Source organism: Paraburkholderia caribensis (assembly GCF_002902945.1).
Classification (GTDB): Bacteria; Pseudomonadota; Gammaproteobacteria; order Burkholderiales; family Burkholderiaceae; genus Paraburkholderia; species Paraburkholderia caribensis.
This window is the reverse complement of sequence record NZ_CP026101.1, coordinates 1,820,063-1,834,588: the sequence shown is the minus strand read 5'-3', so window position 1 is coordinate 1,834,588 and position 14,526 is coordinate 1,820,063. Positions and strand designations below refer to the sequence as shown.

The following is a 14,526-nucleotide window of genomic DNA, read 5'->3' as shown; positions in this document are numbered from 1 at the left end:
CGCACGAGACGCACCGGCGTCATCGTGAGCACATCAGGGAGAGGACCATGAAGACATCGCAACAACACGCGACGGGCGACGATCACGAAGCGCAGAGTGCGCGCCCTGCAGGAAACGATCAGTCCAACGTGCCGAAGCGGCCGTTCGACGAGCAGGCTGCGCCGTTGCCGCATGAAGCGGATCAGAGCACGGATTCGCAGCAGGAGCATGAGCCGCGCGGCGTCGGCAAGCAGGCGCATCGCGATCTCGAGCGAGGACTCGAAGATACCGACCGGCGCGGCGGCGACGAGTATCAGGAACGCACGCAAAACGATGCGCACGCCAACGAGAATTCCGGCGAAACAGGCAAGCGCCGCTGACCCGCAAACCGACGTACGCGCAACGGCCCGTCACACGATTACCATCGCGTGCCTTGACTCGCGTCGCGGTCGAGTTCGATGTCCCAGTAGGGCGGATCGCCGAAATGCGCGGCGAGGAAGTCGATGAACGCGACCGTTTTCGGCGGCACGAAGGCGCGCGACGGATAGACCGCCCAGATCGCGACCGTTTCCCCGAGCGGATACGCGTCGAGCACCGTCACCAGTTCGCCGCTGCGTAGATACGGCGCGACATCCCACGTCGATTTCAAGGCGATGCCGAATCCCGCCAGCAAGGCGTCGCGGATGACTTCGCCGTTATCCGTCGCGAGGCGTCCGCCGACGCGCACGGTCAACGGTCCCGCTGGCGTGACGAACGACCAATCGCGCTGATCGGCGAGGATCACGCATTCGTGCTGCGCGAGATCGGACGGATGATGCGGCGCGCCGTGCCTCGCCAGATAGGACGGCGCGCAGCAGATCACACGGCGGTTTGCTGCGAGCCGCCGGGCGATGAGCGTCGAATCCTTCAGCGCGCCCAGCCGGATGCCGACGTCGACGCCGGCATCGACGAGATCGACGATCGTGTCGGTCAGCCGCAGATCGACGCTCACGCCCGGGTAGCGCCGCAGAAACTGCGTAATCACAGGCGACACGTGCTGTCGGCCGAACGACGACGGCATCGACACGCGCAGCCGTCCTTGCGGCTCGGCCTGGCCGCGCCCAACCGACGCGCGCGCGGCGGCGGCCGCGTCGAGCAGCGTCTCGGCGCGCGTCATGAAGACTTCGCCTTCCTGCGTGAGACTGACGCGGCGCGTGGTCCGGTGCAGCAGGCGCGCGCCCAGCAGCCGTTCGAGACTGGCGATGCGCGCGCTCGCGACGGCGGGCGACAGCCCGAACTCGCGTCCCGCTGCCGAGACGTTGGCGAGCAGCGCGGCGCGCACGAACAGCGCGACGTCGAGCAGATCGAGGCGGTCGCGTTCATCGGTTGACGGCTGGGGAGTCGTGTTCATTGATTATTCGGAAATTCCAGAAGATGTTTCAGTCATTACGTTGGTTTTCGAAGCGTAAAGAATTTCTTACAGTTGAGTCAACGCGATCGGCGCGGTGTCTCGGATGAGTTGCCCGCCGTTGTCGTCGAAATCTTCGAAAAACGTCACACGAATCAAGGAGCCGTCATGAAAGCCGTTGGCCTGACCCGTTATCTCCCTATCGACAATCCCGAGTCGCTTATCGACATCGAGCTCGACAAGCCGCAGCCGGCCGGCCACGACTTGCTCGTGAAGGTGGAGGCGATTTCCGTGAACCCGGTGGATACCAAGGTGCGCGCGTCGAAGGAGACGGTCGAGACGCGGCCGCGCGTGCTTGGCTGGGATGCGGCGGGCACAGTCGAAGCCGTCGGGCCGGAGGTGACGCTGTTCAAGGTGGGCGACCCGGTGTTTTACGCGGGCAGCATTACGCGGCCGGGCGCGAACAGCGAGTTTCATCTCGTCGATGAGCGCATTGTTGGCCGCAAGCCGGCGACGCTGGATTTCACGCATGCGGCCGCGTTGCCGTTGACGGCGATCACGGCGTGGGAAGCGCTGTTCGACCGGCTTGGCGTATCGCCGCAGGGCGCGGATGCGGGCAAGTCGGTGTTGATTATCGGCGGCGCGGGCGGGGTGGGCTCGATCGGGATACAGCTTGCGAAGCAACTGGCGAAGCTGACTGTTATCGCGACTGCGTCGCGGCCGGAATCGGCGAAATGGGCGAAGGAGTTGGGCGCGGATCATATCGTCGATCATTTTGGCGATATGCCGGCGCAGTTGAAGCAGATCGGTTTTGAGCAGGTCGATTATGTGTTGATGTTCAACGACACCGATCGGCATTTTCCGGCGGCTGCTGCAGTGATCAAGCCGCAGGGTGGGATTGCGACGATTGTCGAGAATGCGAGGCCTGTGCCCGTCGAGCTTCTGAAGGCGAAGAGCGCCGCGTTTCATTGGGAGTTCATGTTCACGCGGTCGATGTTCGGGACGCCCGATATGATCGAGCAGCATAAGCTTCTGACTGAGGTGGCGCGGTTGATCGATGCCGGGACTTTGCGCACGACGGTGGGTGAGGATCTTGGCAAGATCAATGCGGGGAATTTGCGGCGCGCGCATCAGTTGCTGGAAGAGGGGCGGGCGATTGGGAAGCTTGTGTTGAGTGGGTTTTGATTTTTTGGTTTTGATGTTGGTGCGGGGGTGCTTTGTCTGCGACGCGGGGGCGATGGCGATTTTGCGGTGTGGGCGTACGTGATTTGCTTTTGCTTTTGCTTTTGCTTTGCGCTGGCATCCGCGTTTCGTTAGCGTGCTTCAGGCGTCGCCCCTGTGCGGGGCGGCACCTACTTTTCTTTGCCGCCGCAAAGAAAAGTAGGCAAAAGAAAGCGGCTCACACCGCCAGCTCTTTTTTCTGCCTGAGGGCCCCCGAAGGTTCTTACGCTTCACACGGCAATCACGTCATTCGTGTTCGTTGCCAGCGCTCTTGCGGTGCGCCTCACCCGCTTCACGCACCTGCGCTTCAGCACGCCGCGCCAGACAGGCCCACGGCCGCCCAGGTGGCAAACTGTGTGTCGGCCCTCGGTGCTCCACACGCTTCACTCCAGACAGATAGCGCACGCGTCCCACGCGGTAAGAGCGCCACCCTATACGACGCGACAACCTACACACAGTTTGCCACCTGGGCGGCCCATACCATTCGCTGCCGCTTGCACGGGTACGGGTGCCTGAAGCGGGTGAGGCATCTGTTCGAAGTGTTAGCAACGGGCATCAATAAGCGCGTTGCCGTTTGAGGTGTGGGGACGTTGGGGGCCCGTGGGAAAACGTCAAGGGCTGGCGGTGTGAGCCGCTTTCTTTTGCCTACTTTTCTTTGCGGCGGCAAAGAAAAGTAGGTGCCGCCCCGCACAGGGGCGACGCCTGAAGCGAGCTAACGTCACGCGGATGCCAGCGCAAAAGCCAAAAACACCGAACAACGGCACGAGAACAGCCACACCCAACCAACCCCACCCCCGCGCGCGCAGCGCAAAAAACAACCTCAACCCCGGGTTAATCCCAGCCCAAACCCACATCCACGCCAACCACTTGGCGTTAGACTTCCCGTGCAACATGCAAAAAAAACCACCGCGCGCGGCCAGCGCGAACGCGGCAGCACAACAACGAGGTGACAGTATGAGCATCAGCGTCAAACTTCCCGCGATTTCTGTTGTAGCTTCCATCGCATGCGCAACGCTTGCGCTCGCCGCATTGCCGGCACCCGCGCACGCAGCGACACCCATCACCGTCACTTCGCAGGCGGCCACGGACGGCCCCATCCGCTATACGGTCAAGGTCACGTCGAAGCAGTTCGGCAACTCGCAGGAAACCCGCACCATCCGTTCCGGAGAATCGGACGACTTCACCTGGAAAACCGTGCCGCCCGGCGGCCCCGTCGCAGCCGATAGCGACTGCCCAGGTCTGTCGTCGCTACCGCTCGACACGAACGGCGCCATGATCCGTCAGACACAGATCCGCTTCGCACCCGTCGTCGCCAGGGACGGCACCGCAACCGTGCAGATGAACTTCCAGGCGCAAACACCGAAAGGCACGAAGGCCGTGTCGAACAATGGCAAGTCGCTCAAGTGCCCGAACTACGCAAGCGTCAGTCAGGTGCTGCGCTTCACCATGCCGACCAACGGCAGCACGAAGACGCTGACACTCAGCGACGGCTCGCAGGTGAGCGTGTCGGCCAAACGGTAACGTAAGCGTCCTGGTATCCAATCCGGTATCGCAAGCCATGCACATCGGCTGAATTGCATGCGGTGTGCATGCATCGATCACCACGCTCGCCTCGCACACACGTCAGCGCTTCGAGCGCCGCTCGACAAGCCGCGACGCCAGAAACCGGTGCTCCGGCGAAAACAGCCGCCGATACGTAAGCAGCACAGCACCCACCGTCCCCAGCGCCGACGACGCCGCGATCAGGAACATGATCACGATCTGATAGCGCACGGCCTGCAGCGGCGATTGCCCGGCCAGCACCTGGCCCGTCATCATTCCCGGCAGACTCACGACGCCCACCACGGCCATCTGGTTGAGCGTCGGAATCATGCCGGCGCGCACCGCCTGGCGCGCCGGTCCCTGCGCGGCTTCCCAGCGCGTCGCGCCGAGGGCGAGCGCCATGTCGACGCGGTCGCGGCGCGCGGTTAGCTCCTCCGTCATCCGTTCAATGCCCAGCGACACGCCCGTCAGCGTATTGCCGAGAATCATCCCGAGGATCGGAATCGCATATTGCGGTTCGTACCACGGTCGAATGCGGATCACGGCAAAGAGTCCAACGGCCGCGACGAGCCACGCGCTCGCCCAGATCGACAGGATGCTGTCGACGCGCTGCCCGGCATACGTGCGCGAGCCGCGTCCCGCGCCCGCGAAGCCCGCGATCAGCGTCATCGCGATCATCAGCGGCAGCACCACGTACCAGCGCGCGTACGCAAATACCCACGCGAGCACATAGCCGATCGCGAGCAGCTGGACGACGGTGCGCACGGCCGCCCACGCGAGCTTGCGTTCGAGATCGAGCTTGAGCAGAACGGAGACCGCACCGTTCACGACGATCAGCAGCGCTGCCAGCGCGACGTCCCAGAGGCTGAGGTTCTGCAAGGTCATCGCGGCGGCTCCCCGGTGTGCGTGGACGTATCGGGCATAGTGCGCTGCGCATCGTCGAGCACGCCGGCGCGCATCGTCAGATGACGGTTGCTCACGCGGGCCGCTTGCGCCGGATCGTGCGACACCCACAGCCACGCGCGCACCTGCGGCGCGGCATCGAACCACGCGCGCACCAGGCCTTCGATCGCCAGCGCCGATTCGGGATCGAGCGATGCCGTCGGTTCGTCGAGCAGCAGCAAGTCCGGCGCGAGCTGCAGCACGCGGATCAACGCGGCGATCTGCGCCTCGCCGCCCGACAGCTCGCTAGCAAAGCGTTCGAGAAAATCGCCCGCACGTCCGGCCTGCGAAGCAAGCGCGGCCGCCTGCCCGCGGTCGAAGCGGACATCGCGATACGCGCGCAGCGTGTACGGATAACGCAGATTGTCTTCGACCGTGCCGTCGAGCAGCGCGGGCCGCTGGCGAATGTAGGCGACGTGGCGCCGGTAGAGCGGAATCGTCGCCCGTGCGATGCGCTTGCCGCGCCACCGCACCTCGCCGCTATCGAGTGGATCGAGCAGCGCAAGGGCACGCATGAACACGCTTTTGCCCGACCCGGACGGGCCCGTGATCGCAATTCGCTCGCCCGCATGAATGGCGATGCTGGTCGCATGCAGCAGCGTCTGGCCGCGCGCCGCGTCGCGCCGAACGAGGCTTTGCGCCTGGACGAGGGGCGCGTCCGTCAGGTTGGTGGGGTGGGGCATGGCATATTGGAATGTGTCGCAGCGCATCATCATAACGAAGCGCGCGCGGGCACAGCACGTGCTGTGCAGACGAATGACGCAAGTATTTTTTCGGAGCGCTCATGGCTGTGCTGCATTCGTCTGGCATGTCCGTCGGCAAGACAATCGGCAAAACCCTCGCGTGGCTGTTCGCGGTGCTGGTGATCCTGATCGTTGCTGTGGCGGTTTTCATTCTGACGTTCGACTGGAATCGCGCGCGTCCCTATGTGAACGACAAGGTCAGCGAAGCCATCGGCAGGCCGTTTGCAATCGAAGGCGATCTGAAGGTGGGGTGGCGACATCCCGTCGGCGAGGCGGGCTGGCGTTCGTGGGTGCTGTGGCCGCGCTTCTCGGCGCAGAACATCACGATCGCCAATCCCGACTGGGCGAAACAGAAGCACTTCGCGACGCTCGACGAAATCAACTTCCAGGTGAAAGTGCTGCCGCTGCTCGCGCACGACATCGTGATCCCGGCAATCAATGTCGTGAATCCATCCGTCGATCTCGAACGGCTCCTCGACGGACGCAACAACTGGACGTTCAAGCTGAAATCGTCGGCGGGACCGTCGGAATGGAAACTCGATCTGCACGACATCCAGCTCAATAAAGGCAATATCGCGCTGTCGGACGAGCAGAAAAAGATCGACATGCAGGCGGTGGTCGATACGCTCGGCCAGCCGATCCCCATCGGCGAAGCGATGAAGCAACAGGAAGAGGCGTCGCGCAGGTCGTCGGCTGAGGTCGTCGGCAAGCAGGGTGCGAAGCAGCTCGCTGCGCAGGCGAAGGCAGCCGCCGCATCCGAGGCGTCAGGCGCGTCCGCTGTGGCGCCTGGCGTGCCTGTTGCGTCGGGCGCGTCCGTGCCGGCTGGCGTGGGCGCATCGACGGCCGTAGCCGCATCGGGCGCCACGGCGAGCGCGCCAGGCACAGCCGTCGCGCAGAGTGCGAACTCGCCGCAATATGGAATCGGCTGGACGGTGAAGGGCACTTACAACCGCTCGCCGATATCGGGCAGCGGCAAGCTCGGCGGCGTGCTCGCGTTGCAGGACACATCCCGGCCGTTCCCCGTGCAGGCCGACGTGAAGGCGGGCGATCTGCGCATCGCACTGGTCGGCACCGTCACCGATCCCGCGCATCTCGCCGCCGTCGATCTGCGCCTGTGGCTGCAAGGCTCGAGCCTCGATCATCTGTATGACCTGACGGGCATCACGCTGCCCGAGACGCCGCCCTATGCGACGGAGGGTCATTTGATCGGTAACTTCAGGCAGGGCGGCAGCGTGTTCCGGTATGAAAATTTTACAGGCCGCGTCGGCGGCAGCGATCTGAACGGAACGGTCGTCTACACGCAGCGCGCGACACGTCCGCTGCTCGAAGGCACCCTTGTCTCGAATCTGTTGCAGTTCAAGGACCTCGCGCCGATCATCGGCGCGGATAGCAACGCCAGCAAGGCGAAGCGCGGCGACACCGCACGCCAGCCGTCGAACAAGGCGCTGCCCGCCGAGGAGTTCAAGACCGACCGCTGGAAAGCGATCGACGCGAACGTGAAGTTCACGGGCCGCCGCATCATCAAGGATCCGGCGCTGCCCATCACCGATCTCTACACCCATGTCGTCATGACGGACGGCGTGCTGTCGCTGGCGCCGCTGAAGTTCGGCGTCGCAGGCGGGTCGCTCGCGTCGAACATTCATCTCGACGGCAGCGCGTCGCCGCTCAAGGGCCGTTTTTCGACGGAAGCCCGTCACCTGAAGCTCAAGCAGTTGCTGCCGACCGCGAAGACCATGCAGAACGCGCTCGGCGAGATCAACGGCGACGCCGCGCTGTCGGCGACGGGCAATTCGCCCGCGGCGCTCGCGGCTTCGTCGAACGGCGAGGTCAAACTGCTCGTCACCGATGGCGCGGTGAGCCGTTTGCTGATGGAAGCGGCCGGGTTGAACGTGGCGAATGTGGTCTACGAGAAACTGTTCGGCAATCGCGACGTGCAGATCAATTGCGCGGCAGGCGATTTCGTCGTGACGGACGGCGTGCTCGACTCACGCGTGTTCGCGCTCGATACGCAGGACGCCGTGATCAACGTCGACGGCACGGTGAACCTGAAGAACGAGTCGATGGACCTCGGCGTGCATCCGCACACGAAGGGTTTCCGGATCTTTTCGCTGCGCTCGCCGCTCTATGTGAAGGGCACGTTCAAGGACCCTCACGTCGGCGTGAACGCGGCGGCGCTCGCCGTGCGTGGCGGCGCGATGGTCGGCCTCGGTCTGATCAATCCTTTCGCCGCGCTGATCCCGCTGATCGCGCCGAGCAACAACAAGCCTTTGCCGTGTCAGCAGCTGATGGCGGCCATGGAGGCGCAGCACCCGAGCGCGCCGCCGCCGGGACAGCGCGAGAAGGCCAAGGCTCTACCGCTGCCGCCGGGGACGCCGGGCGCGTCGGCCGTCGCGCCGTCGACCGCACCGTCGAAGCAGCCAGCAAAGCCGAACAACGGCGCGGCATTGCCGGGACCGTCGAACGCGGCGGATTACAAGGGAAGCTGAGCGCGAGGCAAGGATGCATCGCCCGCAATGATCGACTCGCAAAAACGCCACGGCCGCGAATCTTCGCGGCCGTGTTTTTGTGTGAGTGGCTACGCCTGATCTTCGGGATTCAACGGAGCGAACGCGGTGTCGCGTCGCCCGCCGCATCCTGACGCCGCACGCCGCGCCGCGTACTGGCAGCCGTGCGCGTCGCGCCGAACTCCGGCAGGATGCGCGCTCTCGCGCGGCTCGCGAACACGAGGAAGCCGAAACCATCGGCCTCGTACCAGTAGCCGCCGTTCTCCAGTCCGTCGAGCGGCTGTTCAAGCGCGTTGGCAATGGATTCGATGCAGCGCCGGCGCAATTCGGCGACGGCGGGATACGGTGGATGCGCGCCGCGCACGCTGCAGAGCAGGACATCGAGTCCTGGCAGCACATGCGCGTACAACACCGGCTCATCTTGCGAGCGGGCGCGCGCAATCTTGGTGTCGAGCTGACCGAAGGGCTTGAAGTGTCGCAGCACAGCGAGGAACGACTCGTCGCCGTCCACCTTCGCGCGCCTGCGCTTTTTCGGGAAGGACATAAAAACTCGCCTGAAAAAGAATTGCAAGAAACGCAGCGTCCTCATGCGACCACTCCCGGCTTCGCGCGCCGCACGTCGATCTTTTATAGCATACGAAAATGCCGGATACACGGTGATTCGTCTGTCTCACTCCATCGTTCCGTGCGAACCAGGCCGAATCGCGTCGCCGTGCGCTTTCGCATCCCCTGTGCATCTGGTCTCAATAATAGACTCACCCGCGCTGCGCGTGTTTCCGGCACCGTAAAAAAAGACATTTTTATGTGTGCCAAGCCCTCTTCGGCGCGCATTGAAATATGCGTTGGGCCCGCCCATAATGGCCGCGTCCCAGTTGCGGCGCGGTTTTCACGCCCATTGCACCGGTTCGGCGAGTCGACGGGCGCGGCGCATGAGTGAAAATATCGATAGCGTTCGTCGCGCAGCGACGTTAAGGCCGCGGCGCACAGCCATGATGCATGCGCCCCGCTCATGATTACGCGCGGCGGTTCCACATGCCAGGACGCGGTTGCCTCGCACGTTCATGCCGTATTGCGCCAGCCATCCATGAAACTGTTCACCAAAGGCTTATTGCTGATCGCGTTGCCGAGCGCCATCGAACTGGCGCTGCTCGGCGTCGTCTTCGACATGCAGGCGCAAACCACACGGGCCGTTGAACGCTCGTCGGACAGCAAGCAGATCCTGTATCAGGCGGCCGCGCTCGAAAACCCCGTGCTCCGGCAAGTCGCGCGCGTGCGCACGGGCATCGTCGCGGGCGCCCCGTCTTTCATGGACCGCCATGCGGCGTGGGTCGACATCGGCGACCGGCTCGCGCGGCTCGAAACCGCTGTCGCCGATACGCCCGCGCAGGCCGCGCGCGTGCAGCGCATGCGCGACGAAGTGGACAGCTACCGGCAGCAGGCGCTGTCTGTCGCGCAGTCGCTGCGCACGGGCGCGACGATGAAACCCTTCGTCACGCTCGAAGGCGGCGAGTTGCCTGCGCAGGTGATGCGCTTTCGTGTGCAGTTGAAAGAATTCATCGACGAAGCATCGCGGCTCGAAGTCGAGCGCAACGCGACGCTCGCGAAAACGCGCCAGCGCCAGCAATGGACGCTGGTGGGCGCCGTGATCGGCTCGATGCTGCTGTGGGCGGGCACGGCATTGGGATTCGCGCGCAGCATCGGCCGGCGGCTGGACGTGCTCGCGGCAAACGCGCAGCGGCTCGCCGGCGGGCAGCCGCTGCCCGCGCCGCTATCGGGCAACGACGAAATCGCCGCGCTCGATTCCGCGTTGAATCGCACCAGCGCGCTGTTGCGTGAGGCAGACGACAAACAGGCCGCGCTCAAGACATCGCTGCAAGTGCGCGCGGCGGAACTGGCGAGCGTCAACGAAACCCTGCGTCAGGAGACGCAGGACAACGAGATGTTCATTTACAGCGTGTCACACGATCTGCGCTCGCCGCTCGTGAACATGCAGGGTTTCTCGAAGGAACTGCAGGTTTCGTGCGACGAACTGCGCGCGACCATCGACGATGCGCGTCTGCCCGAGCCCGAACACAAACGCGTTGCGCATGTGCTCGACGGCGACATGCAGGAATCGCTGCGCTATGTGCGCTTGTCGGTGACGCGCGCTGCGGCCATTATCGAAGCGCTGTTGCGCATTTCGCGCGCGGGGCGGCTCGAATATCAATGGCAGCGCGTAAGCGTCGGCCGCGCGGTCGCGCGTGCCGTCGACGCGCTGCAAAAGCGCATCGACGAGCGCCGCGCGGTGGTTCTCGTGCGCGATCTGCCCACGGCGTGGGGCGATCCATCCGCCATCGAACAGGTGTTCAGCCAGTTGCTCTCGAACGCAATCAACTTTCTCGATCCGTCGCGGCCGGGGCGCATCGAAGTCGGCGCGCTGGATGGCGCACCTGCCGAGCGCGCGCTCGCGTCGCCGCAAAGAACCCGCACTTACTTTGTGCGCGACAATGGAATGGGCATTCCCGCTGCCTATATGTCGAAAGTATTTCGCGCTTTCCAGCGGCTGCACGGCGATGTCGCGCAAGGCGACGGCGTCGGCCTTGCGCTCGTGCGGCGCACGGTCGAACGACATGGCGGGCGCGTGTGGGTCGAATCGGCGGAAGGGGCGGGGTCGACGTTCTTCGTCACGCTGCCCGATCAACCGATGCGCTATTGATGCGCTATTGATGCGCCGTCGATGCGCATGACACGCACCGGCCCTCATGCGCAAAGGGGCAGCAAGCCGTCAGCCAACGGCCGCATAATAGCGGGCAGCGAGTCGTACCATTCACGCAGTCGCAGCTCACGCACAACGCATCGAACAGATGCGGCGCAAGGGCTTCGGAGGGAACATGTCACACGGGGAAACGGATGGTAAGTCGGTCGGCATCGTGCTGGTCGAGGACGATGACGGGCATGCTACGCTCGTCGAGCGCAATCTGCGGCGCGCGGGGATTTCGAACGGTTTTGTCCGCTTCGGCGACGGTCAGGAAGCGCTCGATTATTTCTTCGGCGAACCGCGCGCGGGCGAGCGCGCCGCCGGCCGGCCGGCGCGCGACGAACTCGCGAATTACGTGGTGCTGCTGGACCTGAAGATGCCGCGCGTCGATGGCTTTGAAGTGTTGCGGCGGCTGAAGGAATCGCCGTCGACGTCGTCGATGCCCGTGATCGTCCTCACGACCACCGACGATCCACGCGAAATCGAACGTTGCTACGAGTTGGGCTGCAACGTCTACATCACGAAACCGGTCGAATACGATGCGTTCATCGAAGCCGTGCGGCGGCTGGGTTTTTTCCTGCAGGTCGTGAAGCTGCCGCCGGGACAGCGCTACGCGCCCGCAGCATGATTGCCGGTGGGCCGAGGCATTCACGCAGCGTTCACGAATTATTCACGCGGCACCATTGCAGCCTCGTCCGTCCCATTGACCTGAATCATCTGGCATGACAGAAGACGTAACCACGTTACCCACAGCCCGCGTGCTCGTCGTCGACGATGACGAAGGCATCTTGCGCCTTGCGCGCAAGTCGCTGGAGCGCGCTGGCTGCCGGGTCGAACTGAGCAGTAGCGTCGAGGCTGCGCATCGCGCGATCGTCGCGAATTCACCCGATCTGATCGTGCTCGACTATCAGCTCGACGGCGCGGAGACGGGACTCGACTTTTTCCGGCGCCTGCGCAGCGAAGGGGTGCGCATCCCCGCCATTCTCGTCACCGGCTTCACGGATGAATCCCGCGTGATCGAAGCGCTGCGCTCGGGCGTCTCCGACGTCGTGCCGAAAGCGGGCGACTATCTCGACTATCTGCCCGAAGCCGTCGAACGCGTGCTATCGCAGATGCGGATGCAGCGCGCCTCGGCGGAAGCGCTGCTGTTGCGCGAGCGCGAGGCGCATTACCGGATGCTGTCGGAGGCGCTGCCGCACCTGGTATTCACGTGCAATGCCCACGGCGACTGCGATTTCGTGTCGAAGCAATGGGTCGAATACACGGGTCTCGACGGCACGCATGCGCTGGGTCTTGCGTGGATCGATGCCGTGCATCCCGACGACCGCGAAGAGACGCGCCGCAGCTGGCTTGGAACGGTGCGCGGCGACGGCGCCGACTATCGCAGCGAATTCCGCATTCGCCGGCACGATGGCGCGTATCGCTGGTTCGACGCGCGCATTGCCGCGATGCGCGATGCGGGCGGGGTCGTCAGCAAATGGTTCGGCAGTTGCACTGACATCCATTCGCAACGCGAAGCCATCGAGGAGCGCGAGCGACTTCTTGCATCCGAGCAGGCCGCGCGCCAGGCGGCGGAAGAGGCGAACCGCGCGAAGGACCGCTTTCTGGCGATGCTGTCGCACGAATTGCGCACACCGCTCACGCCCGTGCTGGCGGGCGCGCGCATGCTCGAAATGATGCAGGACCTGCCCGACGCCGTGCGCGCGGGCGTCATGATGATTCGCCGCAACGTCGAACTGGAGGCGCGCCTGATCGACGATCTGCTCGATCTGACGCGGGTTGCGAACGGCAAGCTGCGGCTGTCGCTGGAAACGGTCGACGTGCATGAGGTAATCGACAGCGTGCTCGAACTGTTCCGCAGCGAGATCCAGACCAAGCAGCAGGACGTGCACATCAGCACCGAAGCGCACCATCATTTCGTGCTCGCCGACCGCGCGCGTCTGCAGCAGATGCTGTGGAACCTGATCCGCAATGCCGCGAAGTTCACGCCGGATGGCGGCCATATCTACGTGCGCACACGTGACGAACGGATGCACGTGCAGATATCCGTGGAAGATACGGGCGTCGGCATCGAGCCCGAGCAGATCGGCAAGCTCTTCAATGCGTTCGAGCAGGGCAGCCAGAACATGTCGCGGCAGTTCGGCGGGCTGGGTCTTGGACTCGCAATCACCAAGGCGCTGACGGACGCGCATGGCGGCACGGTGACGGCGCAAAGTCCGGGCGCGCATTGCGGCGCGACCTTCACGATCACGCTGCCGACGGCCGCCGAGCCGCACGCCGAGCCGGTCGTGCCGGAGGCGGCGAGCGTGCAGCCGGCGGGCGGATTGGGCATTCTGCTGATCGAGGACCACGCGGACACAGCCGAAGTGATGGCGCAACTGATGCGCACGCTCGGCCATGACGTGACGGTGGTCGGGCGTGTGGCCGATGCGCTCGCCGCCACGCAAACCGCCACGTTCGACCTGATCGTCAGCGACGTGGGCTTGCCCGACGGTACGGGCCTCGATTTCGTCAAGGCGTTCCGCGAGCGCGACGATGCGCCGGCCGTTGCATTGACGGGCTTCGGCAGCGACGAGGATATCCGGCGCTGCCTCGAAGCGGGCTTCACGTCGCATCTGACCAAGCCCGTCAATTTCTCGCAGCTCGAGCAGGTGATCGAGAGCGCCGCAGCCGCGAAGACGCAGAAGAACGCAGGCGAGGCCAGAGCGGATTAAGCCCGCGCGTGTGGCGAAAAAAGAAGGACGTGTTGCGCGCAAAGCGCAACACGTCCTTCGAATTTATATGAGCGCCGCTTTCGTGGCGCTTCGATGAGGCGTGGTCAGATACGCGGCGAATGCTTCAACGAATCGCGGATTTCACGCAGCAGCAGCACGTCTTCGGGCGTGGGCGGCGGCGCTTCAGGCGCGGCCGGGGCGGGCGCGCGCAGCTTGTTGATGAATTTGACCATCATGAAAATGATGAACGCGAGAATCACGAAGTTGATTGCGACCGTGATGAACGAACCATAGCCGAACGCCGCGACGCCTGCCGTCTGCAAGTCCTTGTAAGACTCCGGATTGCCCTTGAAATTCGCGGGGATGTGTCCGAGCAGGATGAACTTGTTGGAGAAATCGAGGCCGCCCGTCGCGACGCCGACGACAGGCATGATCAGATCCTTCACGACGGAGTTGACGATAGTCGAAAACGCTCCGCCGATGATCACACCGACCGCGAGGTCCATCACGTTGCCTTTGAGGGCAAATTCCTTGAATTCAGTAATCATGCTCATCGGGCAGTTCTCCTTGAAGTCGATGGCGACATGATAGCCAACGATCGGCACTGCGTGAAATGATTTGGCGCCTGATCGTGTTGCGCTCTGGCCGATATGTCGCGGAAGTGACGAAGAGCCGTCGATGCTTGCAAACGGTGCGCCTGCCATCACCCGGGTCGAATCGGGCGACGGCAAGGCGCGTGAAAAGTACGTGAAGCGAA

General features: G+C 64.0%; 12 protein-coding genes. 7 read left to right on the top strand and 5 right to left on the bottom strand.

The window, feature by feature from the left end; translation table 11 throughout:
• Positions 1 to 47 precede the first annotated feature (47 nt).
• Positions 48 to 359: a hypothetical protein gene (locus C2L66_RS08140; protein ID WP_054930436.1), complete on the top strand. Its 312-nt coding sequence runs from the start codon at positions 48 to 50 to the stop codon at positions 357 to 359.
• Between the two features lie 38 nt (positions 360 to 397).
• On the opposite strand, the gene C2L66_RS08135 is transcribed toward C2L66_RS08140, so the two are convergent.
• The gene (locus tag C2L66_RS08135; protein WP_060600773.1) at positions 398 to 1,369 is read right to left on the bottom strand and encodes a LysR family transcriptional regulator; all 972 of its coding nucleotides are present in this window, start codon (positions 1,367 to 1,369) and stop codon (positions 398 to 400) included.
• Between the two features lie 165 nt (positions 1,370 to 1,534).
• Here C2L66_RS08135 and C2L66_RS08130 point away from each other — a divergent pair, with 165 nt between their 5' ends.
• Both C2L66_RS08130 and C2L66_RS08120 read left to right on the top strand, forming a co-directional pair.
• Positions 1,535 to 2,551: a zinc-binding alcohol dehydrogenase family protein gene (locus C2L66_RS08130; protein ID WP_060602671.1), complete on the top strand. Its 1,017-nt coding sequence runs from the start codon at positions 1,535 to 1,537 to the stop codon at positions 2,549 to 2,551.
• 990 nt (positions 2,552 to 3,541) lie between these two features.
• Positions 3,542 to 4,108, top strand: coding sequence for a DUF6013 family protein (locus C2L66_RS08120; protein WP_060600775.1), 567 nt, complete (start codon positions 3,542 to 3,544; stop codon positions 4,106 to 4,108).
• Between the two features lie 102 nt (positions 4,109 to 4,210).
• Here C2L66_RS08120 and C2L66_RS08115 read toward each other — a convergent pair whose 3' ends face one another.
• Both C2L66_RS08115 and C2L66_RS08110 read right to left on the bottom strand, forming a co-directional pair.
• Complete coding sequence (locus C2L66_RS08115; protein ID WP_007585855.1) at positions 4,211 to 5,014, bottom strand: ABC transporter permease; 804 nt, start codon at positions 5,012 to 5,014, stop codon at positions 4,211 to 4,213.
• Positions 5,011 to 5,754, bottom strand: coding sequence for an ABC transporter ATP-binding protein (locus C2L66_RS08110; RefSeq protein WP_233444943.1), 744 nt, complete (start codon positions 5,752 to 5,754; stop codon positions 5,011 to 5,013). The genes C2L66_RS08115 and C2L66_RS08110 overlap by 4 nt, the downstream gene beginning before the upstream one ends.
• A 101-nt stretch (positions 5,755 to 5,855) precedes the next feature.
• On the opposite strand from C2L66_RS08110, the gene C2L66_RS08105 reads away from it, so the two are divergent.
• Positions 5,856 to 8,300, top strand: coding sequence for an AsmA family protein (locus tag C2L66_RS08105; RefSeq protein WP_060600778.1), 2,445 nt, complete (start codon positions 5,856 to 5,858; stop codon positions 8,298 to 8,300).
• 109 nt (positions 8,301 to 8,409) lie between these two features.
• On the opposite strand, the gene C2L66_RS08100 is transcribed toward C2L66_RS08105, so the two are convergent.
• The gene (locus C2L66_RS08100) at positions 8,410 to 8,907 is read right to left on the bottom strand and encodes a hypothetical protein (protein WP_036005152.1); all 498 of its coding nucleotides are present in this window, start codon (positions 8,905 to 8,907) and stop codon (positions 8,410 to 8,412) included.
• A gap of 495 nt (positions 8,908 to 9,402) precedes the next feature.
• Between C2L66_RS08100 and C2L66_RS08095 the strand changes: the two genes are divergently transcribed.
• The 3 genes from C2L66_RS08095 (at position 9,403) to C2L66_RS08085 (ending at position 13,769) form a co-directional block, all read left to right on the top strand.
• Entirely contained in the window at positions 9,403 to 11,013 is a 1,611-nt protein-coding gene (locus tag C2L66_RS08095; RefSeq protein WP_060600781.1) for a sensor histidine kinase, read from the top strand.
• A gap of 175 nt (positions 11,014 to 11,188) precedes the next feature.
• Positions 11,189 to 11,683, top strand: coding sequence for a response regulator (locus C2L66_RS08090; protein WP_054930463.1), 495 nt, complete (start codon positions 11,189 to 11,191; stop codon positions 11,681 to 11,683).
• A 94-nt stretch (positions 11,684 to 11,777) separates the two neighbouring features.
• Positions 11,778 to 13,769 carry a hybrid sensor histidine kinase/response regulator gene (locus C2L66_RS08085; RefSeq protein ID WP_060600784.1) on the top strand — a complete coding sequence of 664 codons (1,992 nt, stop codon included), beginning with the start codon at positions 11,778 to 11,780 and terminating at the stop codon, positions 13,767 to 13,769.
• Between the two features lie 104 nt (positions 13,770 to 13,873).
• Here C2L66_RS08085 and mscL read toward each other — a convergent pair whose 3' ends face one another.
• Entirely contained in the window at positions 13,874 to 14,323 is a 450-nt protein-coding gene (gene mscL, locus C2L66_RS08080) for a large conductance mechanosensitive channel protein MscL (RefSeq protein WP_054930464.1), read from the bottom strand.
• Between the last annotated feature and the right edge of the window lie 203 nt (positions 14,324 to 14,526).